The organism is Paenibacillus sp. FSL R7-0128 (genome assembly GCF_038002245.1).
Taxonomy (GTDB): domain Bacteria; phylum Bacillota; class Bacilli; order Paenibacillales; family Paenibacillaceae; genus Paenibacillus_AQ; species Paenibacillus_AQ silagei.
Window position 1 is genome coordinate 5753834 of the sequence record NZ_JBBOCD010000001.1, and the last position, 23851, is coordinate 5777684.

The window sequence follows — 23851 nt, forward strand, 5'->3', positions numbered from 1 at the left end:
CAAGCCTTCCCCGCCAATCACAATCTAACAGCATGTCCCCCATCGAAAAAGTATAGCCACACCTCGCTGACCGGCTCGCCCAGAATATCCAGCAGCGCCTTGCTGTACAACTCCAACTGGAAACGGTATTTGTCTGACAGCTGTGCAAGCCCTTCCCCGTGCGGAGGGATATGATCTGTTTTGTAATCCAGCAGAATCAGCCGTCCCTCTTCCCGGAACAGGCAGTCGATCACGCCTTGAATCAGTACCGTCTCCGCAAAATCACCACCGCCCTGCTCATCCGCAAGTCCGGCAGCCGCTTCGTCCAGATAGTCAAGCCCCCGGTAGGCTTCACCGGCTGGCATCGTGTAACTGAAGGGCTGCTCTCTGGTCTTCCAGGCAGAATGGAACAGTCTGTGTCCCAGCTCACTCCGGCAGAACTGCTCAACTTCCTCCAGCACCACCGCATCCGCCTGTTCCTTGCTAAGGATAGCAAGCCTTTCAAGACGCGCAAGCGTAGCCTCCAGCACAGACCGGTCTACCGGCTCATCCAGGGGGATATGCTGCATCACCGTGTGATAAGCCGTTCCGCGCTCGGCAGGGGTAAGTCCCCGCTGCTCCATGAATTTCGGCCGCTGGAGATGCAGGCTGTCCCTATACCCGCGTTCGTTCCGTTCGTCCGGTCCACCCGGGAGCTTCCGCTCCTCCAGCTGGTCGTAAGACGGCTGCTCCTGCATCGACAATAACCCCTTGAGTTCGGTGACAGAGGTCTTAGCAGGGATGCTTGACGCTGCCGCATACCGGTAAGTCCAGCCCAGTCTCTCCGCTATCTGCGCAGCTACCGGGGTCTCAGGTGTTGACACCGCCCTGCCCCTGCGGAGCGCCTCCAGAATTACCCCGCGTTGTTCGTTCTTGTCCTGATCGCCGTCCCCGGCAAGAAAAGCGCCAGGGCTAAGCTCCGCCGCACCAGTCACCGTAATGCTCCAGTTCGACTCATCACCATGCAGCACCGTGGATACCGGGCCCTCACTGCCTGCCAGCTTACGCAGAATAGCAGCGGCAGGGTGGCGGATCAGCGCCGGTCCCACCCAGTCCAGATAGCTGCGGCCCCGGGCCAGCAGGTGATCCGCCAGCAGCAGCTCTTCGCGGCCCTGCATCGCTGCCCAGCCCGAAACCGTGCGCGGCAGATCTCTGACCGTGCCGACCAGAATCATTTTGTCGCGCGGACGGGTCAGTCCGACATAGAGCACGCGCATCTCCTCAGCGAGCAGCTCCAGCCGCGAACGGCGGTTAATCGCCAGATAGGGCAGTGTCGGGTAGCTGACCCTGGTCTCCCGCTCCACGAAGCGCGGCCCGAAGCCAAGCTCCTTGTGCATCAGGAACGGGGAATGCAGGTCCTGACGGTTGAACATTTTGGCCATACCTGCCAGGAAAACAACAGGGAACTCCAGACCCTTGGATTTGTGGATCGTCATAATTCTGACGCCCCCGGCCTCCTCGCTGCTTCCTCCGGCAACCCCCAGATCGCCGCCGTTCTCTCTCAGCCGTGAGATGAACACCAGAAAGCGGAACAGCCCTCTGGCCGAGGTCTCGTTCTCGAATTGAACAGCCCGGTCATACAGCGCCTTCAGATTGTTCTGGCGCTGAAAGCCTCCGGGAAGCCCTCCGACCCACTCCAGATACCCGCTCTCCCGGTAGATCCTCCAGATCAGCTCGCTTAAGCTTCCTTGCCGGGCAGCATTTCTCCAGTTCTCCAGCCTATCCAGGAAGGACTTAAGCTTACGCTGCAGCGTAAGCGGAATATCCCGCAGCGCCGCCGAAGCATCGGTTCCGTCAGTTATACCTTCCTGTACACTCTCATTTCCTGACGATGGCGTAAGCTCTGACGAGGCGGCTGTCTCTCCGGCTGTGTCACCGGTACCGGCCCCCTGTCCCGCCAGCAGCGCGGCCTCCCAGAACAGATCCGGCGGATTGTCCCGCAGTGCCTCCCCTGCTTCAGAAGCCACAACCAACGCATCGTAGAACGTCCCTCTGCTGCACAGCCGCACCTTCGCCAGCTCCTCCTCCTGGAGATTCACCACCGGTGAGCGCAGCACTCCGGCTAGAGGAATGTCCTGTCGGGGATTATCGACAATCTGCAGCAGGGAGAGGGCAATCTCCACCTCGGTAGCCTGAAAATACCCCTTGTTCTGGTCCCCGTATGCCGGAATACCTTCACCCCGCAGCTCCTCAATCATCAGCGGCGTCCATACCCGGGCCGAACGCAACAGAATGACAATGTCGCCGTATACCACGGGACGCATGATCCGCAGTCCTTTATCATAGATCAGCAGCGGCTCACCGCCGGTCATTCCCGTCATCTGTGAGATACGCCGGGCAATGGCCCGTGCTTCCAGCTGCGCCGTCTCACTCTCGGCAGCCTCCAGCTCCAGAAGGGGCAGCTCATCGCCCTCTGCCGCTTCGTCCGCCGGACCCGGGGCAGAGGCTCCCTTGTCGATCAGCAGCAGCTCCGGCGCAAAATAAATATCCGCACCTTTCTCCGCAGCTCCCGGAAAGTTCGCTCCGTACACCAGCTCTGCCCGCTCATCATAACTGATCTCCGCGACATTGCTGTCCATGATCTGCCGGAAGACCATATTCACCGCATTCACCACTTCCATCCTGCTGCGGAAATTGCGGGCCAGATCGATGACGAGACCATCTTCCCGTTCCTCCTGTCCCGGATCAGCCCCCGCCCGGCCATCTGCCTCAACGACATGCAGGGTGCTACCTGCACTGTCTCCGTAGGATGGATCATTACTGAACCTGCGGTATTTGTCCAGGAACAGGCCCGGCTCCGCCAGGCGGAACCGGTATATACTCTGCTTCATATCCCCGACCATGAAGCGGTTGCCGGGGGATTCCCGGGAGATCAGCCGGACAATCTCCTCCTGTACGCTATTGGTATCCTGATATTCATCCAGCAGCACTTCGTCGAACTGGCTGCGGTACTCCATCGCCGCATCCGACGGTAGCGAATGCCCCGGCTGCGAGTCCTTATGGCGCAGAATCTGCAGGCAGTAATGCTCCAGATCACTGAAGTCCACCAGCCCCCGGCCCGCCTTCTCCAGCCTGTAGCGCTCGCCGAACGCGATTACGGTCTCCGCCAGCTCCTGCATCAGCGGAGCCGCCGTATGTAGTTCACTCAGGAAGGATTCCGCCGGACGGCCGAACAGGGATTTTTGCAGCTCGAGCAGGCTCTTCTTCACCTGATCCCGGATTGCCTTCACGCTCTCCTGAAGCAGCGGATCAGTGGCATCCTTCTTGCAGGGCTTCAGCTTCCCGAAGGAGATCTCCATGAAGATATCATACAATCCGGCCCAGGGCTGTGAGTCCACCGCGTCCAGCAGGCCTTGCGCCATCTCCAGATCGGCAGCAAGATTCTCCGCGTAAGGCGCCGGACCGGCGGGTTGAAGCGCAATGTCACGCCCCTGCTCTAGCTGGCTGATCGCCCCCTTCAGCGTCAGCCTGGCTTCGGCAAGAATACTCTGCACCCAAGGCGTATGGCTCAGAGCCTCAGCATCCGGCAGCGCAAAGTCGGCTGCGGTATCCCGCAGCCACTGCGCAGGCCAGGGGTGGCTGCGCGCGAAATCATGCAGCCGCTGAATCAGCGAATGCACTGCATCATCGCTCCGTTCACCGCTGAACCAGTCTGCGAGCTGCACGAACAGGGTATCTTCCCCGTCCTCGGCAACCTCGCCGTATTTCTCTTCCAGCAGCTCTTCCAGCAGCTCCTGGCGCATCATCTCCGCCTCATGCTCATTCAGGATACGGAAGCCGGGATCGATCGGGATCATCTGGTAATACCGGCGGATTACTTCAAGGCAGAAGGAATGCAGTGTGGTAATGGAAGCTCTGCCCAGGAGGGCAAGCTGGCGGCGCAGATATTCATTCCCGCCTTCACTGTCCTCCTCCAGCTTACGCTCCAGCGCTTCCCGGATACGCTGGCGCATCTCGGAGGCGGCAGCCTTGGTAAATGTTGCCACCAGCAGCCGGTCCACACTGAAGCCCGCTTCCTCATTGCTGATTTTGCGGATAATCCGCTCGACAAGGACTGCCGTTTTGCCGGAACCGGCTGCCGCTGCCACGAGAATATCGCTGCCGCTCTCGGCAATGGCGCGCCACTGGTCGTCACTCCACAGACTGCCTTCCGGCTTCGTTTCGGGTACAGGTCTTGTGCTCACAGCTTCTCTCCTCCTTTGCGGGACAGCAGATCCCAGATCACTTCTTTGCCCGGCTTACTTAGAATGTTATAGCTATTGCCCTCCACCGCTTCATCGAACTGGCAGACGGGACGGAAGGAGCAGAAGGTACAGGCCGTTTCCTGCTGAATGCGGTAAGGCTGTATTGCCACATCCCCCTCTGTAATGCTAGTCCCGATCTCCGAGATCGTGCTGCGCACTGAGGACCGCAGTTGCCCCCACTGTTCTGGGGTAGCTACGGATGCGCTGCTGTAGAAGCTGCCGTCACTCTTCAGCGCTACCGGAACAATAGAGGAATACCCTTTGTCGAGTGTGGTATCCATCAGCGATACTACCTCACGGTCGGCGGTCAGCAGGCCCTTCATCTTGAAGCGCTTCATCAGCTCCTGCTCCGCTTGCTCCCGGTTCATTCCGTTGGCTGAGGTCAGGAGCGGATCATGAACGTGGAAATAGAGCGCTCCGGCAGGCAGTGCTGCCTGGCCCAGCCATTGCTCGGAATAGGTCAGCAGCACATCAAGGTAAGTCAGCATCTGTAGCGACAATCCATAGTAGACCTCATGCAGCTTGAGATCCTTCTGGCTTGATTTGTAGTCGATCACCCGCAGCAGAATCCCCTGCTCCCCTTCAGCCTTATCCACCCGGTCAATCCGGCCGACCACCTCCATAACACAGCCGTTCGGCAGTGTGATTCTCAGCGGAGGCAGCTCCTGGCCCGGGCCAAAATCCAGCTCCAGCCCGACCGGCTCAAAACTCCCGCGCCGCGAATGCTCCCCGAGGATGACGGAAGCGCGGCCGACAATATTCTTCAGCTTGCGCGAGATATAGCCGTAGCGCTTGCTGCTCATCAGAATCTCTCCCTGTAACAGCGGAGACAGCTTATCCACTGTCGCCCCTGCCTCACGGCGGCATTCCTCCGCAGTCATGCTGCCCCAGCTGCGGCCTTGCTCCTGCAGCCGCTTCGCCATTTCACTAAGGGCCGCATGGAAAAGCTGCCCGATATCCGGAGCTTGGAGCTTATAGAGCTGTCGCTCCTTCAGCCTCAGCCCGTAGGAAGCGAAATGAGAGAAGGAGCAGGCAACGAACCGCTCCATCCGTGACACGCTGCCGCGCAGCGTAGAGCCGCCATACAGGCGCAGGCTGGTCTCCTTCTTCAGCCGTATGCCTTCATTGCGGTAGAACAGCGAGCCGAGCAACCGCTCCAGCTTCAGCTTCATGGACAGATCCGCATGGCGGTATTCCGCTGCCTGTTCATCCGCAGGCTTGTCTGCACCCTGCTCCGCCGCAAACCAGTTATAGACCTCCCACCACATGCCGGGTATCTCTGCCCCTTGACGCCACTGGCGGAGCTGTAGCAGCAGCATGCGGAGCGTCTGCTCAGGATGGCCGATGAAGTCCATATGGACAGCGTCGTCATCATTGCCGCTCTGCGGGAAGCCGGAGAGGAATTGTTCATCTAACTGCTGCGCGAACATTCCCTGCAGCTGGCGGATGACCTCCGAAGGTAGCAACGCTTTGCCCTCATCGTCAGCTACGGCATAGCTGATCCACAGCTTCCTGCTGGCAGTGGTAAGCGCATTGTAGATCAGGAAACGTTCATCCAGCAGCTTCCGGGATGAGCCCGGCGCAAGCTCCATACCGGACTTCTCCAGCATAAGCCGTTCCCCTTCGGACAGAATGCCGTCTTCCTTGAACTGTGCCGGAACCACTCCTTCGTTGAAACCGAGCAGGAAGGCGTACTTCACCCCCGACACCCGGGTACGGTCCATCGTACCTACCAGCACCTGGTCAAGTGCGGGCGGGACGAGCCCCATTTTAAGCTCAGCCAGCCCGGTCTCCAGCACCCCGGCGAACAGGCTGAAATCTATCCGTTCCTTGCCCATCATCTCGGCAATCTGGTCCAGCAGACCCAGAACAGCGCCCCAGAGCTGGCTATGCTCCCGGGCAGCTTCCGGGCGGCCTTGCTTCAGAGACTCCGCTCCCATCCCTTCGAGCTTCCGTGCCGCTTCCGTATCCTCCAGCAGCAGATATACCGCCCGGCATAGCTCCAGACCGCTGCGGCTGGCTTTGATTCTCTGTTCAAATGCCTGCAGCGGTCCTGTAATCGCACTCCGGCAGGCTTCCATTCTGGATAGCATGGCTTCATCTACAGCCTCACTGCCCTCCAGGGAGAGGCGCGGAATCCCCTTCCAGGAGCGCCCGTCCGTCCAGCGATAGCCGTGAATGCCGCAGGCCAGCACATAGTTCTCCAGCTCATCCATATGGGCACGGGTAATGTTTCCGTCCAGCGGGAGCAGCAGCTCTGTCTTCACGCAGCGGAACACATCTTCATAACGCCAGCGGCGGCGGACGACATCGAGAGCGGAGCGGATGAATTCCACCAGCGGATGATGCAGCTCACTCTGCTTCTGGTCCAGGAAGAACGGAACGCCGAAGTCCTGAAATAACGGGGCAATCAGCGGCTCATAATCAGCCATATTGCGCATGAATACCGCCATTTCCCCATATTTGGCCCCCGATTCTCTGGCCAGGGCCTGCATCTCGCGCAGCATGCCCTCCACCTCGGTGCGGCGTGAAGCCCCAGCTCGGATGCTGATAGCTTCCTTCACCTGTTCAGCCGGTCCCGTCCAGGGATGCCGGCGCTGTAATCCGCGCTCCAGATGCGCGAGTACGGGAGCGTCCTTGAACCTTGGCAGGAGGGGCGGAGCCAGCAGCTCATCCCATACGGTAAGTCCCATCTCCTCCGCTATTCCCCGGAGCTTAATGTAAGTAACCGCCGCCGGATGGAACAGCTCCAGCTCATGCGGGGCAATGCCCGGCGGATAGATCCGGTCCAGTGTGAGCGCAATGTTCATTGTGCCGGCATACTGCATCAGCTCACGCAAGACGACAAATTCCTGGTTGCTGAAGCCGTGGAAGCCGTCCACCCAGATCTCGGCGCCGCGGATATAGGCAGAGTCCGCAATATGCTCAGCCAGTTCGGCCAGTCTGTCCTCTTCATCTATATAGAGCTGTGACATCTCCTGGTCCAGCTCGCTGAAGACGAGATGCAGATCATCCAGCTTCCCGGCCAGAATAGGGCTGCCCAGCGTGGCATCCCGCATTCTGCCGATCTGCTCCTCCAGGTCTCCGGCTCCAAGACAGCAGCGCTTAAGCTCCGTGTGCAGACTGCTGAGCCGCTCCACAAATCCCGGCCGGTCCGAGGAAGCCCCGAACAGCTTCAGCTCCTCCTTGCGCTTGCTGATAATCTTGTAGATCAGCATCTTCTTGCCTTCTTCACTGATAGGCAGACTTGCGCTGCCGCCGGTCTCCTGCTTCACCCGGTAGGCAAGCCGCGAGAAGCTAAGCGTCTGGGCACGCAGACTCCCCTTCACGCCGCCCGCCGCAAGCAGTCCCCGTTCCGCTCCGAACGATCCCTGCTCGGGAACAAGTATAATGATCGGGGCCCCCAGCGGCTCTGCCTTCAGCCTGGAGGATACCCGCTCCCATATTGTAGTCGTCTTGCCGCTGCCCGAGCGGCCGATGATGAAGTTAACCGTCATTTCAGCAGACTCCTTCCGTTGAACCCTGGCACTCTATGCAATACCAGAATCTATGAAACTTCTCGTCTCAATAGTATAGCATACCTCCACCGCACGCTCCAGAACGTACGTTTGCCATTGTTTGCAAATGCAGAAATAAAGAAGACTCTCCCGGAGCCGCGCAAACGGCGGGCGGAAGAGTCTGAATAAATGCATGTAAATTAGGTTCAAGGCTAACAGTTACTGCTGCAACTCCTCCCAAGTGAAGCACAAGACCCTTATTCCTTCCGCTCCGTCCAGCCCAGGGTGTCCGGGCCGATTACAATGGTGCCGATCGCATCTCCGTATACATAGGACAGCTCGACCCGCCGCCGCTCCGCATCCACCACGCAGGTGCTCACGTGCAGCGGACCGCTGCCGTCTGCCGCATCGCCGGGCAGGCACAGCGTCAGAATTCCAGCCTTTCCGGCCCAGGCCGCCCGGCCCTCGATTACCGGAATCTCTGATTTGGAGCCGTAGACCTCCGATACCCAGCCCTGCTCCTTATTCACCGTGAACTGTTCATCCTTCAGGCCGCTGGTCATCCAGCTCATATTCAGCTTCACTGTAGAGCCGGGATAGACCACGGTTGCTGCAGTCCGTGCGGCGACGGCAAATCCTCCAGCTGCGTCTCCTCCGGTTCCAATAACGGCTGTTTCAGCTTCAACTTCAGCTTCTCCGGTCACGGCTTCTCCAGCCGCTCCGGCTCCGGAAGACAGCTCCAGCACCGCCTCCGGGTGCAGATGGAACCGCTGCTCCAGCTCATGCTCGCCATCCGCCTCCAGCCAGTCGGCAATCAGCAACAGCGGCACCTCCACGCCCAGCAGCACCCAGCGCCGGTGCATTACCGGACCGGGAAGACGGATGTATCCGTTATGCGCGGCATCAATGAAGTGGTAACGGCTGTTGCTCTCCCAGCGGAAGGTGCTGGCCTTAGCCACAGGCTCGCCCCATTGCTGGGTAGAGATATACGGCGTCTGATCCAACCCGTCTATGGTAATAGTGTTGTGTGCCCGGGTGCTTTTGAAATAACGGCGCCATTCCCCTTCCTCATAGGTGTACCTCCCGGTATCGGTGAAGAGCAATTGCCCGTTCCACATCCACTCCAGATTCAGCGCATCGGCATGACCGTGCGCTCCGCCCATCTCTGCGGCATCGAAGAACAGATACTGCTGCGGGTCCCGCATCACATAATACCCGGTCTGCACAAAAGCCACGCTGCTCACCGAAGGCGCAGACTCCGCCTGAAGCTGCACACACCGCTCATACGCCTCGGCTCCCAGCAGCCAGAGGCATTCTGCATTGCCCGTGCCGCGTCCGACCAGTGCATCATCCTTCAGAATGGCGCCCAGCAGCGTCAGCCGCTGCCGGCCGCTGCTGATCCAGTCGGAATCGCCGATCCCGGTGGACTGGTGATCCGGGCGGACCAGCGCTTCGGTGAACGCGGCCATCTTGCGGAGCTGCCCGCCGTACCAGGCGGAGAACGGGTGGCAGGATAACGCGCCCAGCAGATAAGGCGTTCCGAACATCTCAATGGCCGCATCATGATAATGGGTGGTCAGCTCAATCTGAATCCCTTCCGGCCCGACCTGATGCAAAAGGCACAGCTCCAGGCGCTCCCCGGCCAGTTGCCGCCAATACGGTGCGCGCGGATGCTCATGATGGAAGACAGCAATCATATAGAGGCCCTGCATATGCATAATCGCATGATTGATCTCCGTGCTGCCCAGGTAGCGGGTCAGATATTCAGCATGCTCCGCAAGCCCCTCCAGCAGCTCACTGCGGAAGTGTCCATCCAGCAGCGGGCTGTCCTCCATATATTTGTACGCAGAGATCCATGACTGCACCCGCAGGCCGGTCTCCAGCAGACGCCATGGACCTAGCTTCTGGAAAAAGACCGCTTCCTCATACGACGGGATCACAGGAACCGGGTTCTGCTCGCGCCAGCTGCGGAAATGCTGCATAAAGGCCGTAACGTATTCCGGCTTGCCATTCATCAGATAGGCCTTGCCCAGATCCAGCATATGCCAGTGGCGGTTGATGCCCCAGGTGAATTCGGGGTCGTTCGTAGGATTATGCAGCCAGTCTACCACCGGCTTGCCCAGCGGAATCCAGCGGCTCAGATCACCGGTATAAGGAATAATGAATTCATTGTCCACGGCATGCTCGGCAATCTGGACCGAGTTTTGCGCCTCGTTGGGGAAATGACGGACATAATAAGCGGCAGCGCTGCGCAGCTCAGATGCGTTCAGATAATAATCCTTCATTCCTGCTTCTCCAGGAAGTCCTCACGAAACGGATTGAACACATCCAGAATCACGGAATCCTCCAGCGCCTTCACACCATGCGGAATATTGTAGCCGGCATAGAAGCTGTCGCCCGCCTTCAGAATACGCGTCTCCTCCCCGACCTTGACCTCAAAGCTGCCCTTCACAATGTAGCTGATCTGCTCATGCGCATCATGGGAATGAACCTCCCCGATGCCGCCTTTGGCGAAGGTAACCTCCACCATCATCAGTGATCCGCCTCTTGCCAGCAGGGTGCGGGAACTGCTCTCATTCAGAACCGTCTTTGCGGCTTGGCTATTCTCTATAATCATTTCGGATCTGCTCCTCTCTTTAAAAATCCCCACAAAGTGGGGCTTTGCTCCGATGTTTACTCAGGTACTTTGCGGGGGGCCCCAAAACAAAGCGGCCGAATCTATCATGCATCGGCCGCCACCTGAACCTTACCTCTTATTCCTCGGTGGATAATTTACCCTGCAGCTTCGATGCGTCAAAGCTTGGATCGGCCACAATATCCGTTGCGCCGGAGGCTCTTGCTTTCTCTAATGAGACATTATACCGGGTATCCAGGTCTTTGATAATGTTGTCCACATCGCCGCCGGTGAAGACGAATGCCGAGAACGCATCGCTCCATTTGCTGCCTTCCAGTGACCCTTCTGTAATGGTCAGCGGGTTCGCCGGATAAATCGCGTCATAACGCTTCGGCAGGAAGCCTTCAATGCCGGGAATGCTTGGTTTTTTGCCGGAGCTGATGACTGTAGGGATCAGGGAGATGCCGTAGCCTTTTTCATAATACTCGCTTTGCAGGCTGTCGCTGTACACATACTCCATGAACTTCCACGCTGCTTCCTTGTGCGTGCTGTCTGCGCTGATGCCGATGTAGGAGCCGCCGATGATCTGCGATGCACCCTTAATCGTTCCGTCCGTAGTCGGTACAGCAACGGCAGCCCAATTAGCGGTGGTCGGGAACTGGTCTTTGTAGACGCCGGGCTCTGCGGAGTGGTTAATGTACATGCCGATTTTGCCTTGGGCGAACTGCGCACGCAGCGGATCGATATCCAGGCTCTCTACGCCCGGCAGCATGCTGCCGTCTTCGTTCATCTGACGCAGGGCCAGCGCAATATCCTTATACATGCTGAAATCAAATTGTCCGGTCTTGTAATTGTAGCCGTCAATGCCGGTATTGTTGCTCGCACCAGCTACAGTATTGGATGCACGCCAGAAGCCGCTTGAGCTCTTGAACGGGCTGGCGAAGCCGTATATGCCGTCCTTTTTGCCGGTATCGGTAATCTTTTTGGCGGCAGCAACCATCTCGTCCAGAGTTTTTGGCGGATTCTCAATGCCCGCTTGCTTGAAGATATCTTTATTATAGATCAGTCTCCAGATCTGTCCGGTGTTGGGCAGGGTATAGGTCTTGCCGTCCACGGTATTCTTGTTCTCCAGCAGGCTGTCCTTGAAGGTCTCCTTCATCTCACTGCTCATATAATCATTGATCGGGGCCATGTAGCCTTTTTTGTAATAGGTCTGGAAGTCGTTGATCTGAAGCACATCAGGAGCCTGCTTACTGGCAAAAGCGATATCTACCGCCTGCGGATAATTGTCCCCCATCACGGTCATTTCCACTTCGATGTTATCCTTATTCGTCTTGTTGAATTCATCAATCTTGGATTTCATGAAATCGGCGTCGTGACGGTCGGGTGTCCAGTAGAGGATTTTGGTTTTGCCGCCGCTTGCTGCTCCGTTATCTCCCTTGGCGTCCGCCGGTTTGCTGTTACTTGCCGCGGGCTCCTTATTGCTGTCGGCAGCGCAGCCGGCCAGACTCAGTGCCAGCACTGTACTCATTGTTGCAACAACCCATTTTTTATCCATCGTTATGCCCCCTTGTGCTTGTCCTGACAGCCTGCAATCGGCTATCTGTTAACGTAATCATAATGGTTCCGCTTTCAGTGGGGTGAGGGACATTCTAACTTTGTAAGGGGGGAAAAATGCTTGTCCCTGTTCCTTCGGCTCCTCCTTATTTCAGGTATTTCTGCCGGAACGCTGTGGGCGTAAGTCCGCAGTATTTTTTGAACAGGCCGCTGAAATACGGGCGGTCCTCATAGCCGAGCATCAGGGAAATCTCCTGCACCTGCGCCCCGGCAATCAGCAGCTCCTTCGCCCGCTCCATCCGCAGCTTGGTAATATACTGAATCAGCGTCATGCCTGTCTCCTTCTTGAAGGCGCCTGCGAAATAGCTCGGGCTGAGATGGACGGCCTGCGCGCAGCTGTTCAGGGTCAGATTCTCCTCCAGATGCAGCCGGATATATTCTCTGGCGCGGTTAATGGACTGCGTTACATCACGGAACTGCTTGCTATCGACGAATTCGCAGCCCATGCTGGCGAAGTGCTTGATATAGCTTTTCCACCCGCCAAAGGTTAAAGAACGGTTCTCCTCAAGCGCCGTCAAGTCAGCCTCCAGCTGTATGCGCTCCTCTTCCGTGATTTCATCACAGAACGCCCGGTACATAGCGAAGGTCAGCCCGGACAACAGACGGACCATCGATAGCGGATCAGGATATCTGCCGGAGAGGGTCCACCGCCGGAAGATCTCGCCGATGATCTCATGACAGCCTTCTTCATTGCCGGATTTGAGCGCGTACAGCAGTTCCTTCACCTTCTCCTCAGGATAGTCCGGGGCTGCGCGGTTCTCCGGGTCCAGCTCTGTGAAGCGGAAGATACAATTCCCCTCACTGTAAAAGCGGTAGGCCAGTGCTTTGGCCGCATGCACGAAGGAGGCCCTGATCTCACGCGGTCCCCGTGCCGCTGTGCCAAGGCCGATCGAAACGGTATTCTTGCTGTATTTCTCCACATTCTCACGGCACAGCTCCAGCAGCTCTACCGTATCCACGGCCTCTGGCGGATTAAAGATCGCGGCCAGCCGCTGTCTGCTCTCGCGCAGTACAACGCCGCGCGTGTGCATTTTCAGCGTCTCGTCCAGGATGTTCTTGATCGCAAAAGGAATGATCTCACTGTCATCCAGATGCAAGGTGTACCCGTATTCGGTATAACAGTCCAGCTCAATAGCCATCACCAGCAGATTGCCGGCATCCAGGTCGATGCCGAGCTCCTGCCAGCGGCTGTCACTCAGGCTGATATTGGTCTCCTGGCGCAGCAGAGCGGTGAGATAATCCTGGCGCAGCTGCGCATGGCTGGCCATCATCTTCTGCTCCATTTGCTGTATCTGCTCTGCTCTCGCCCGCTCTTCTTCAATAGTCTGCTTCACCTTCAGCACAGCGTCCACAATCTCCGGCTGGGTGAACGGCTTCAGCAAATAGTTGGAGGCGCCCAGCTTGATCGCCTCCTGCGCATAGCTGAAATCCGAATACCCGCTGATGAATATGAATTCGGCCCGCAGCTTCGCTTCGGCAGCCCGTTTCATGAGCTCAAGACCGCTGAGCTTCGGCATACGGATATCGCTGATTACGATGTCGGGGTCCTTCTCCAGCAGCAGCTCCCAGCCCTGCTCACCGTTGCCGGCGGTACCCGCCACCTCGATTCCATGATCCGCCCACGGGATCGTTGAAGCAATTCCTTTGACGACAGTCTGAATATCATCCATTACGCACAAGGTCAATGGGTTCATGGCAGCCTCCTAGAGGATCGGTATCGTGACGGTTACAGTTGTAGCAATATCGGGAATGCTGCTGAAGGCAATCGATGCAGATTCACCGTAATGCAGGCTGAGCCTGCTGCGCAGGTTGGGCAAGGCATATCCCCTGCGCTCCGCTTCGGTGCCGTTCACCGCATTCGCAAGCTGAGCGGCATCCATGCCGCAGCCGTTGTCCGTGACCCTCAGAATCAGGAATCCGGCAGCGCGGTAGATGCGGATCTCAATTCTGCCTAGCTCCGCTTTGTCGCGGAAGCCATGCAGAATTGAATTTTCCACCAGTGGCTGAAGCAGAATCTTCAACATCCGCACGGACAGGCAGGCATCATCCTCCACCTCAATCGTATAAGTGAACAGATTCTCATAGCACTTCTGCTGGAGCTGCAAATACTGCCGGACATGCTGGACCTCCTGCTGGAGGGTCGTAATATCGTTCCCGTTGTTCAGCCCCAGGCGGAACAGGAGCGACAAGGCGACGATCATCTCGCTGACATCGCTTTTCTCGCCATTCTCGCTTTTCCAGAAGATCGTATTCAGCGTGTTGTATAAGAAATGAGGGTCCACCTGTGCCTGTAACGCCTTGACCTCCGACTTGCGCTTCTCCTGCTCCGAGGTCCGCACCTCCTGAATCAGAACCTGAATCTGGTCCAGCATCCGGTTGAACTTATGGCCGACGGCGCTCACCTCATCCTCATACCGGCTCTGAAACCGTACATCCAGGTCGTTATACTCTACCTCTACCATCAGACGCTGCAGCTTGTTGAGCGGCCCCAGCAGTGCAGAGGCGAGCAGGTTAGACAAGGCCAACGCGACCACGGTACAGATCAGCATAATCCAGAAGATCAGCCAGCGGATCTGCTTCAGCGGCTGCAGCAGGTCTGCTTTGGACTGAATGCTGACCATAACCCAGTCCTCATTCATCGACAGCGTGCTGTAATTGACGAGCAACTCCTCGCCTGAGGCATTGATATAGTTGAAATCGCCTGCCGTCCCTTGGTTGAACCGGCTGACGAAATTCTGCTCCGTATTGAACGCGTAGGTCTGCGTCTCCGGCCGGATGACCATCGATCCATCCTTTTGCAGCAAAAAGAGCTGAACCTGATTATTCATCAGATCCTGCTCCAGGATGGACCTCATCGCCTCCTCCTTCATGTTCACAACCATATAGACGTCCGGGAAATTATGATTGTCAATTACCGTTGGCTTCAGCAGCAAAGAGAGCACCCGACTCTTCGACTGAAACAGCTCGCTCTGATGCGCCCCCAGCCACAGGGTATTCCAGCCCGGCCGCTCCAGATAGCTCCCGTACTTCTCCTTGAAGTTAGTCTTCCGTTCGGGGAAATCCTTAGTGGAGTAAAAATCGCCAATCGGCGTACTGAGATAGGTCGTATCAATCAGCGGCTCCACCAGCTTAAGCTGGTCAAAGGAGGTCTGCAGCAACGACAGATTCTGATAATAATGAGCGGAATTATTGTTGCTGACATCCTTCATCACTTGACCAAAGCTTTCGCCCAGCATCAGGGAAAAGGAAGAGACCACGATATGCCGGAGATGCTCGTCCATCACCTGAACGGATTTGTTCAAAATGCCTTGCTTCAGCTCAAGTGCACTGCCCTGAATGCTGCGCGCCGCGAAGAGATACGAACCGACTCCGGTTACACTGATACAGAGAATGGCGAGGAAGATGTACAGCACCTGAATTCTTTTCTTCAAAGACTGCTTGTAGAAACCGAGTTTCATCCGTGAACCACTCCTTGCAACCCATTGTAACAACAGTGCAGGCGGAACACTACTCTTTCCGGGACTACCCTTTGACGGCGCCGAGTGTCACCTGCATGAAGGATTTGTTGGCGAATACATAGACCACCAGCAGCGGCAAAATGGACAGACATGCGCCGGCCATCATCAGCTGTACCTCTGACGCCGCTCCGATTCCGTAGCGCAGATTCGCCAGCCCGACCGGAAGTGTCTGGAGCTGGGGATTGCTCATCGTGAAAACCAGCGGCAGAATATATTCATTCCAGGACCCCTGGAACGCCCCCAGTCCGGCAACCGCCAGCGCAGGCCGCAGCAGTGGCAAGATGATACGCAGGTAGACAGAGTAGAAGTTGCAGCCATCGATCATCGCCGCTTCGTCCAGGTCGCGCGGAATGCTCTGGAAGAAGCCGATTAAGATGAAATAACAGGTGGCATGGGCGCTGATCAGGATAATAATGACACCCCAAAGCGTCTTGTTCAGGCCGAGCATGACCATCAGGTCAAATTGCGGACGCAGCACTACGGCCCCGATGGAGATGAACAGCGTGGAGGCCATGAGCAGGGAGTACGCTTTTTTGCCGATAAAAGACACCCGGTTTACGGCATAGGCGGACATCGAAGCCACCAGCAAAGTGCCGACAGTGGTGACCACGCTTACAAATATACTGTTCAGCGTATAGCGGGAGAAGTTGGCGTTCTTCCACGCTTCCAGGTAGTTCGAGAAATGCCAGCTTGACGGCCAGATGGTTGCACTGCCGGTCAGCTCCTGGTTCGTCTTGAACGAGCCCAGCACGACCATGATGATCGGGAACAAGGCCAGCAGGGCGGCCGCAATCAGAAAGATCCAGAGCACAGCCTTGCCGAGCAAGCGGGTCAGCAGCGGGGACATGACGGGACGGGTATGGGTATGAGTACGGGTGTTATTCATTCTGCTCTCCTCCTGTCGGTTCTAGTACACATCGTTTAATTTCTTGGAGATCCGGAAGTAGACCAGCGTCACGCCGCCCACAATGACCGCAGTGGTGAAGCCGACTGCGCTGCCATAGCCGAGCTGCTGGATGGACTGCGCTTCCGCCGAGACCGGGAACAGGAGCTTGAACAGGTACAGGTACATGACTTCTGTTTTGCCGTACGGCCCGCCTTCGGTCAGCACCATAATACTCTCATAACCCTTCAGCGAGATGGTGATCGCCAGCATGATAATCATCTGCATCACCGGTCCCAGCAGCGGGATGGTCACATTCTTCAGCTTCTGGAATTCATTCGCCCCGTCCAGCGAGGCCGCTTCGTACAGATCATTCGGAATGCCTTGGAGTCCGGCGAGGAACAACAGCATATAGTTACCGACGGCACCCCAGATAGCAATAATGATTGTGGTCATCATCGCATGGTCGGCGCTGAGCCAGCCAACCGGTTCGCTGATGATCTGGAAGCGGATCAGCAGCTGATTCAAGATCCCGTTATAGGAGTTGAAAATAATGAAGAAGACAATCGCCATCACCGAGGCGCTGAAGATCGTAGGCAGATAGTAAATCGCTCGCAGGAAGGAACGCCCTTTCATTTTGCGGTTCAAGATAATCGCCAGCAGCAGCGACATCGGAATCGTCACCACGAGCTTGCCGAGCGCATAGATCCCGGTATTGCCGACAGCGGACCAGAACTGATGGTCGCGCATTACCCGCCCGAAGTTATCGAGGCCGATAAATACAGGCGTCCCAAACCCCTGATAGTCATAGAACATATACCGCAAGGCCCACAGCAGAGGATAAATGCCGAACACCAGGGTCAGGAACAAGCTGGGAAATACGAAGACGTAGGCATGTATTTTTTTCTGTTTCATAAACGGCCCCCCTTAGAATCTGTACCTTGATTATAGAGGGTCCGCCTACGCTGCCGGGATAGGGAAATCAACTATTGAAAGGGGAGGATGTTACTGAGCTGGGGCGGCGAGAGGCGGGGGCGGGACTCCGGCGGGCGGCGTGAGGTGGGTGCGGCGGGGGCGGGACTGGGGCGAGTTTTGTGTTTTAGGTAGCTTTAGGTGTATTTGGTACAACTAAAAGCGGCCAAAATGGCTCGTTAACAGGTTTAAGTGTATTCTCTGCAACTAAAAATCAGATTTTCATCTCCACAGTTACTCCGAGCCGATTTTAATTGTACAGAATACACCTATCTCAGCTATTCTGGTTTTGGGCGGTCTTTTAACTGTACCAAATACATCTATTTGTATGAATGCCTATTTACCCTCTCCCTTCTCACATAGAACGTTTACCGCGCACCCCTCTGCCACCTTACATACTTATCCCTCAGAGCACTCTACACCAGAACCCCACTTAACTAGATCTGTAGCATCAATGTTTACGCAGGTACTTTACAGGGGCCTCAGAACAATTAAATTCTGTACTATTGTAAAAAAATAGAAAAAGAGCCTCTATAAAAGAGACTCTTCCCGCCATAACCGGCTGTGCAGCCGGGTCTGACACTTCTATTTGCTGCGCACCTCAAAGATGGCGAACTTCAGATAATGCCCCTCGTCCACCCCGAGAATCTGCGGATGGTCCTTGCCTGCGGCCCGCCATTCGATCAGTCTCAGCACCTTGCCGGCATCCTTGGCCGCTTCCATGATCGTATCGAGGAACAGCTGCGGCTGCATGTGGTATGAACAGCTGGCCGTGACCAGATATCCCCCGTCATTCACCAGCTTCATACCCTGCAGATTGATGTCCTTGTACCCGCGTACGGCACCTGCCACTGCGCTTTTGGTCTTGGCAAAAGCGGGCGGGTCCAGAATCACGACATCCCACGTGCGTCCGCCCCCGGCGGTCATCGGCTTCGCGGTGTCCGCCTTGGCAGCCGGTTTGCTTCCGTTTTTCCCTTCCGCCGCTGTGCCGCCCGTAGCCCGCTCAGTGCGTTCCTCCTGACCCTTGACTTGATTGCGCAGGAAGGCAAATGCATCATCTACCACGAATTCCACCCGGTCGCTGAATCCGTTGATCTCCACATTGGCCTTCGCACTCTCGATGGCATGCGCAGACACATCCAGGCAAGTTACCTTCTTGGCGCCATACTTGCAGGCATGCAGTGTGAAGCTTCCCGTATGCGCAAAGCATTCCAGCACAGTTGCACCATCCCAGTACGGGAAGATGACAGGCTTGCCGCTTTTGTTGACCGGCAGCATCTGGAGTGAACCATCCTCGGCAGCTACATTCTGCAGTGTAATTCCGCTGCGCCCGCCCCAGCCCTTCATCAGCGGAGCAATCGATGCTCTATTCTCCCGCTGATCGAAGAAGTAGCCGGTCTTCTGTCCCTCTTCAATGTCAACGATGACCTTCAGCCCGTTCTCACTTACGGTAATGTGGCGCGGGCATTCGCCGTAGAGCACACCCGTGGTCTGTTCCAGTCCCTCCAGCTCCCGCACACTGACATCGCTGCGCTCGTAGATGCCACGCGGCGCCATCACCTGCACCAGTGCCTCCACAATCTCGGAGCGGTGCTGATCCATAGCCAGTGTCAGCAGCTGCACCACAAGGACTTCACCGAAGCGGTCAATGATCAGCCCCGGCAGAAAATCCGCTTCCCCATAGACCAGACGGTAAGCGTCCGCCCCCGGCAGGAAGCGTTCCCTGTGCTGCAGACAGTCCGAGAACCGCTGTGCAAAAAACGCCGTGTCCATCGCCGCCAGCTTATGCTGCGACAGAATTCTCACCCGGATCTGTGAAGCCGGATTAAAATACCCGGTAGCCAAGTACCGCCCCTGATGGGTCAGAACATCCACCAGTCCGCCTGGCTGCGGATCTCCGTCTACAGATGCTACTTCACTGGCGAAGACCCATGGATGGCCCTGCTCCAGTCTTTTTTTACGGTTGCGTTCCAGAATTACTGATGCCAATACCTTCAACTCCCTATTCTTGTTGCCAGATTAATATACATGTCCTATGCCTGGCGTTCATATATTGGTACAACCCCCGTTCAAAAAGGAGCCTGTCCTTATGATCCATGAACTGTTATTCCCTGTCCTCTATGGTCTTGTCATATTCCTCGCCGGGATGAAGGTGATGGAAGCGTCACTGTCTCGGCTGGCCGGTCCTCTGCTGAAGCGCAGCCTGCACAAGGCTACCTCCACACCGGCCAAAGGCCTGATCGTCAGCGCCCTGCTATCGGCGCTGCTGCAGAGCAGCACCGCTGTAACGGTGCTGACCATCGGCATGGTCAATGCCGGGCTGCTGACCTATGCCCGCACGCTTGGCATTATTCTCGGCAGCAACATCGGCACCTGCCTGACAACGGAGCTGATCAGCCTGCAGATCAGCATGCTGGCCGCGCCGCTGCTGATCGCGGCGCTCTGCCTGTGGGCCGCCGCCGTGATGGCCAGCGAGCTGGCCCCGCAGTCCTGGCGGCTGCTTGAGGCCTGCCGCCGGATCTCGGGACCGCTGCAGTTCATCTGCCTCGCGGTCACCGGCTTTGCGCTCGTCCTGTGGGGCATCGCGGTCATGCAGTCCATCGGCCCCGCCCTGGAAGGCAGCCCCCTGTTCCGCTGGTTCCTCGGGCATGCCGCAACCAGCGCACTCTGGGGGCTGGCCGCCGGGGCTGTGCTGACGGCGATGGTGCACAGCAGCGCCGCAGTCATCGGCATGGCGATGGGCCTCGCCGCCAGCGGCGTGATGCCGCCTGCGCTTGGCATCGCCATCGTCCTCGGCGCGAATATCGGCACCTGCGTCACTGCTGTCATTGCCGCCATTGGCAGTACGCCTTCCGGCGTATTCGTCGCCTGGTCGCATGTGACGCTGAATATCGGCGGCGCCCTGCTCTTCCTGCCCTTCATCCAGCCGCTGCAAGCCCTGTCCGCCTGGATCGGCGGCGGACCTGCCGCCCAGCTCGCCCATGCCCAGACTATTTTCAACGTCGTCTGTTCGCTTGGTGTACTGCCGTTATGCTATATGCGCGTCTGGTCCAGGCTGGAGCAACGGCTGCAGTCCTGAGTCTTCCAAGAATCGTAATCGCAGTCCTCATTATACTTCAAATCCGCCCTGCAGTACTAATCCAAAGCTTTATTGCATAAGAAATTTATCCTTTATTGATTTTATGGGATTTATACGCATAATTGTAACTAAGGGAGATGATTTCAAGGTTGAGTAAACAAAATATCAGCACAACAGTTTCAGGAGATTTAATTGTTACCCATCTAATTGGCAAGATTAACACAGATGATGTGAATGAATGGTTCCATGGGTTCGAGCATGCTTGCCAACAATTCATTTCCGAGAATCGGAAATACAAATTGCTGGTGGACCGAAAAGGATACACGCCAGATCATTTTTCTGTTCAAAAAGCATGGAAAGATAAGTTCTTCAATGAAACCCTATTGAATCACAGCAAGGCAATTGCGTTTCTCCTTGAGGAAGGGGAGATCATGAATTATTTACAACAATCCAACACCAAAAAATCCGTGAATTTTTTTGATAATTATGAACAAGCATTGATTTGGTTGAATGAGTATTCAATATAAAGCCTTACAAATTTCCAGTTCATTGTGAGTCAGCGCTCTGTCATAGCAACAATTTTATAGAATTACAGAAAAGATCCTAAAAAAAGACCCAGGGCCACCGATATTGGCTCCGGGTCTATATTTACATCAGCTTCTTAATCTTATCCAGCGGCAATTCAACAGCCTTAGAGACCGCTTCGGGAGAAAATCCATTAAGCAGCAATTTACGGATGAGCTCCGCCTGACCTTCTTCTTTTCCTTCCGCTTTTCCTTCAGCTTTGCCTTCCTCAATACCTTCCGCTTTGCCCTCTTCGTATCCCCAACGCTTCCAGGCTGGCAGCAATTCCATTATGACTTCTCCCTCCTCCCTCCTTATTAATCTTGAGCATTCCGGTTCCTCACCATAAACAAAAAAACCTGCACACCGTCCATATAGACGAATGTGCAGGTCTTGTTGCCGCTCAAACCGCAAGCAGCATTACACTATTTCACACTAACATATACCGAGACTGTCTTAGTTCCCAGTTTTCCTTTAATAGATGCGCTCCCCTTGCTAACTGCTGTAATCTGCCCGGTAGCACTCACCTTGGCGACAGCAGGCTTGGAGCTGGTCCAGACCATGCTTCCTGTGACAACTGCAGTGCGGCCGGTATCATACAGCGCGGTTACCACTACGTTTTTGCCTGCGCCTGGTGCAAGACTTAGCCGGTTCTCACTGACCGTAAGCTTCATCAGTTTGGGAACAACCGTAATCTTAATCGTCGCCTGAATGCCCTGATAGGAACCGGTTAAGGTAGTTGTACCCTCTGCCAGCGCTTTGACGGAAGTACCCTTAATGGAGGCCACGGCAGGGTTCGAGGATTCCCAGTTCATTGCCCCCGAGAAGTTGGCAGATTTGCCGTTAGAGAAATACCCTGTGGCCTTAATGCTCTTGGAGGCCTTGATATTCATCTCCAGCGTTGCCGGTTCCACCACCAGCTTCACGACCTTCTGTTCAATCGTTACCGGAACACTGATGGTCTTGTTGGAGTAGGTTCCCTTTAGAGTTGCCGTACCTTTGACCAGTCCCTTGATGGTCTTGGCGGCAGTTGTCTGCTTAAGGACGGCATTGCTGCCGCTCAGCTCCCATTTGATGGTTCCCGATACATCCAGCTCGTCGCCATTCTCCAGCACAGCCTGGACAGCGGGCAGTGGCAGCTCTTCACCAATCACTACTCCCAGAGCAGCATCGGGTCCGATCAGGACAAGCACTTTATTCTGAACCGTTACATTAAACTGAACGCTCTTGGAGCGGATCGCCGCAGCCGAAGCAGACGTCACTTCACCCGTCTTGAGCTTCCCGGTCAGGATCGCTGTGCCTGCCTTGCCGCCGACAAACTTCCCGTCCTTGATGGAGACAATCTCTTCATTCGCAGAGGTCCACTCCATCTCATCGCTGATATCCAGTTTGGTGCCGTCATACTTGGTTCCGGTCACCTTCGGCAGGCTTACTGCATCCGCCGTGTAGATTTCCTGCTCCGTCTTCTCCAGGCCCAGCTCCGTCAGGGTTGGATAGACGGTGATCTTGAAGCTTTTGCTGATGCCCAGATAGCTGGCCTTAATGATTGAAGTTCCTACCGCTTTACCCGTAACAGTGGCATAAGCGTTGCTTGCATCCGCCGTATTGGCAGTTACTGTAGCATTCATCAGGTTATCCGAGGTCCAGACGGCGGACGCTGTTTCGTTCGAGGTTGAATTGACAGCATTCCGCATTGCTGCGGTTACATTCAGACTCTCCCCCAGGAAAAGCGACTGGTCGCCGGAAGGCGTCAGCAGCAGCGCTTCATAAGGCGCACGCACATAGACATCCACCGACTGGGTGACACCCAGATAGCTTGCGGTGATGACCGTTTTACCCACGCCCAGGATGGTAATCTCACCGTCTTTAACAGTAGCTACGCTCTCGCTGGAGCTGCTCCATTCCACCTCATTGCCCAGGGTAATCTCCGGACTTGCCGAAGTGGCTTTGGTCTTGGCGGTCAGCTTGGCCGGATGGTCCCCAACCAGCATTTCCATTTCCTTGACGATGGTGTCATTCTTGTCTTTCAGCACGATAGCGGCATAAGGAAGCTCTACCACCGCTTTGATCGTTTCGGTTAACCCTTTATACTTGGCGGTAATGGTAGCCTTACCTTCACCGACCAGCGTAATCTTGCCTGCAGCAATGGTCAACACGCCCGTATTCGAGCTGCTCCATTCCGCATCCTTCGTGACATCCTTCTCCGCAGTGGCCGATGTTCCGCCGATGGCGGTGGCCGTAACAGACAGCAATTCCTCTTTGTCACCTAATTTATAGCTGCCCTCTGTGCTGCGGGTCAATTTCAGTTCCTTAAAGGCATGGGTGACCGACACCTCTACAGAGGCTATCGCATTGTTGAGAGTTGCTGTAATTACCGCCGTTCCGGAATTCACCGGTGTAAGCTGGCCATTTAATACTGTAACTACTTCTTTCTTGGAAGAGGTCCATGTTGCGGCTGCCGTCACATCCCGTTTGGAAGCGGAGCCCTCTACATTGGCATATAGCTTAAGCTGCTTCGGTGACTGGCCAACGGTAAGCTCTACCTTGGCTGAGCTGTCGAATTCAATAGAGATAGTGTCTCCAGCAGCGGCAAAGACGTTTACCGGAAAAGCGGCTACAACGAGCAATATCATAATGAGGAGCGTTTTTGTCATTTTCCTGTACACGGTCATCTGTTCTCTCCTTAGACGGTCTGATTATCGGTGGACTTTTTGCCACTCTCTTCCACTATATCGACAAATCCGACCCAAGTCTTTACCCCATTTTCCATATTTCACGATTCCCGGGCAAATTCAGGTCTTTGTAACTATATAAAATGCCTCCGCCACTTTTCCCTGTCTGTATA

Annotated in this window: 14 protein-coding genes; 2 read left to right on the plus strand and 12 right to left on the minus strand. The window is 56.0% G+C overall.

Going from position 1 to position 23851, the window contains the following annotated elements; all coding sequences use genetic code 11:
* Nucleotides 1-17 precede the first annotated feature (17 nt).
* The 10 genes from NST26_RS24275 to NST26_RS24320 all read right to left on the minus strand — a co-directional run bounded on the left by NST26_RS24275 (nt 18) and on the right by NST26_RS24320 (nt 19352).
* Nucleotides 18-4202, minus strand: coding sequence for a UvrD-helicase domain-containing protein (locus tag NST26_RS24275; protein ID WP_340979944.1), 4185 nt, complete (start codon nt 4200-4202; stop codon nt 18-20).
* Entirely contained in the window at nt 4199-7759 is a 3561-nt protein-coding gene (gene addB / locus NST26_RS24280) for a helicase-exonuclease AddAB subunit AddB (protein ID WP_340950813.1), read from the minus strand. Before addB ends, NST26_RS24275 begins: the two co-directional genes overlap by 4 nt.
* Before the next feature lie 257 nt (nt 7760-8016).
* Nucleotides 8017-10044 carry an alginate lyase family protein gene (locus NST26_RS24285; protein WP_340979945.1) on the minus strand — a complete coding sequence of 676 codons (2028 nt, stop codon included), beginning with the start codon at nt 10042-10044 and terminating at the stop codon, nt 8017-8019.
* Nucleotides 10041-10376, minus strand: a complete 336-nt coding sequence (locus NST26_RS24290; RefSeq protein ID WP_076082538.1) for a cupin domain-containing protein — start codon at nt 10374-10376, stop codon at nt 10041-10043. The genes NST26_RS24285 and NST26_RS24290 overlap by 4 nt, the downstream gene beginning before the upstream one ends.
* A gap of 136 nt (nt 10377-10512) precedes the next feature.
* The gene (locus tag NST26_RS24295; RefSeq protein ID WP_340979946.1) at nt 10513-11931 is read right to left on the minus strand and encodes an ABC transporter substrate-binding protein; all 1419 of its coding nucleotides are present in this window, start codon (nt 11929-11931) and stop codon (nt 10513-10515) included.
* A gap of 145 nt (nt 11932-12076) precedes the next feature.
* Nucleotides 12077-13684 (minus strand): response regulator, encoded by a 1608-nt coding sequence (locus NST26_RS24300; RefSeq protein WP_340979948.1) that lies wholly within the window; start codon nt 13682-13684, stop codon nt 12077-12079.
* A 9-nt stretch (nt 13685-13693) separates the two neighbouring features.
* Nucleotides 13694-15448 carry a sensor histidine kinase gene (locus NST26_RS24305; RefSeq protein WP_340979950.1) on the minus strand — a complete coding sequence of 585 codons (1755 nt, stop codon included), beginning with the start codon at nt 15446-15448 and terminating at the stop codon, nt 13694-13696.
* A gap of 64 nt (nt 15449-15512) precedes the next feature.
* The gene (locus tag NST26_RS24310) at nt 15513-16394 is read right to left on the minus strand and encodes a carbohydrate ABC transporter permease (RefSeq protein ID WP_081751106.1); all 882 of its coding nucleotides are present in this window, start codon (nt 16392-16394) and stop codon (nt 15513-15515) included.
* 21 nt (nt 16395-16415) lie between these two features.
* The gene (locus NST26_RS24315; RefSeq protein WP_340979952.1) at nt 16416-17306 is read right to left on the minus strand and encodes a carbohydrate ABC transporter permease; all 891 of its coding nucleotides are present in this window, start codon (nt 17304-17306) and stop codon (nt 16416-16418) included.
* Nucleotides 17307-17948: 642 nt separating this feature from the next.
* On the minus strand, nt 17949-19352 hold the full coding sequence (locus tag NST26_RS24320; protein ID WP_340979953.1) for a class I SAM-dependent rRNA methyltransferase: 1404 nt from the start codon (nt 19350-19352) through the stop codon (nt 17949-17951).
* Between the two features lie 100 nt (nt 19353-19452).
* Between NST26_RS24320 and NST26_RS24325 the strand changes: the two genes are divergently transcribed.
* Nucleotides 19453-20442 carry a Na/Pi cotransporter family protein gene (locus NST26_RS24325; protein ID WP_340980865.1) on the plus strand — a complete coding sequence of 330 codons (990 nt, stop codon included), beginning with the start codon at nt 19453-19455 and terminating at the stop codon, nt 20440-20442.
* Between the two features lie 149 nt (nt 20443-20591).
* Entirely contained in the window at nt 20592-20969 is a 378-nt protein-coding gene (locus NST26_RS24330) for a SpoIIAA family protein (RefSeq protein ID WP_036732199.1), read from the plus strand.
* 121 nt (nt 20970-21090) lie between these two features.
* Here the strand turns inward: NST26_RS24330 and NST26_RS24335 are convergent, their stop codons facing one another.
* Complete coding sequence (locus NST26_RS24335; RefSeq protein ID WP_340979954.1) at nt 21091-21297, minus strand: hypothetical protein; 207 nt, start codon at nt 21295-21297, stop codon at nt 21091-21093.
* A gap of 134 nt (nt 21298-21431) precedes the next feature.
* Nucleotides 21432-23678 (minus strand): Ig-like domain-containing protein, encoded by a 2247-nt coding sequence (locus NST26_RS24340; protein WP_340979955.1) that lies wholly within the window; start codon nt 23676-23678, stop codon nt 21432-21434.
* Nucleotides 23679-23851 lie beyond the last annotated feature (173 nt).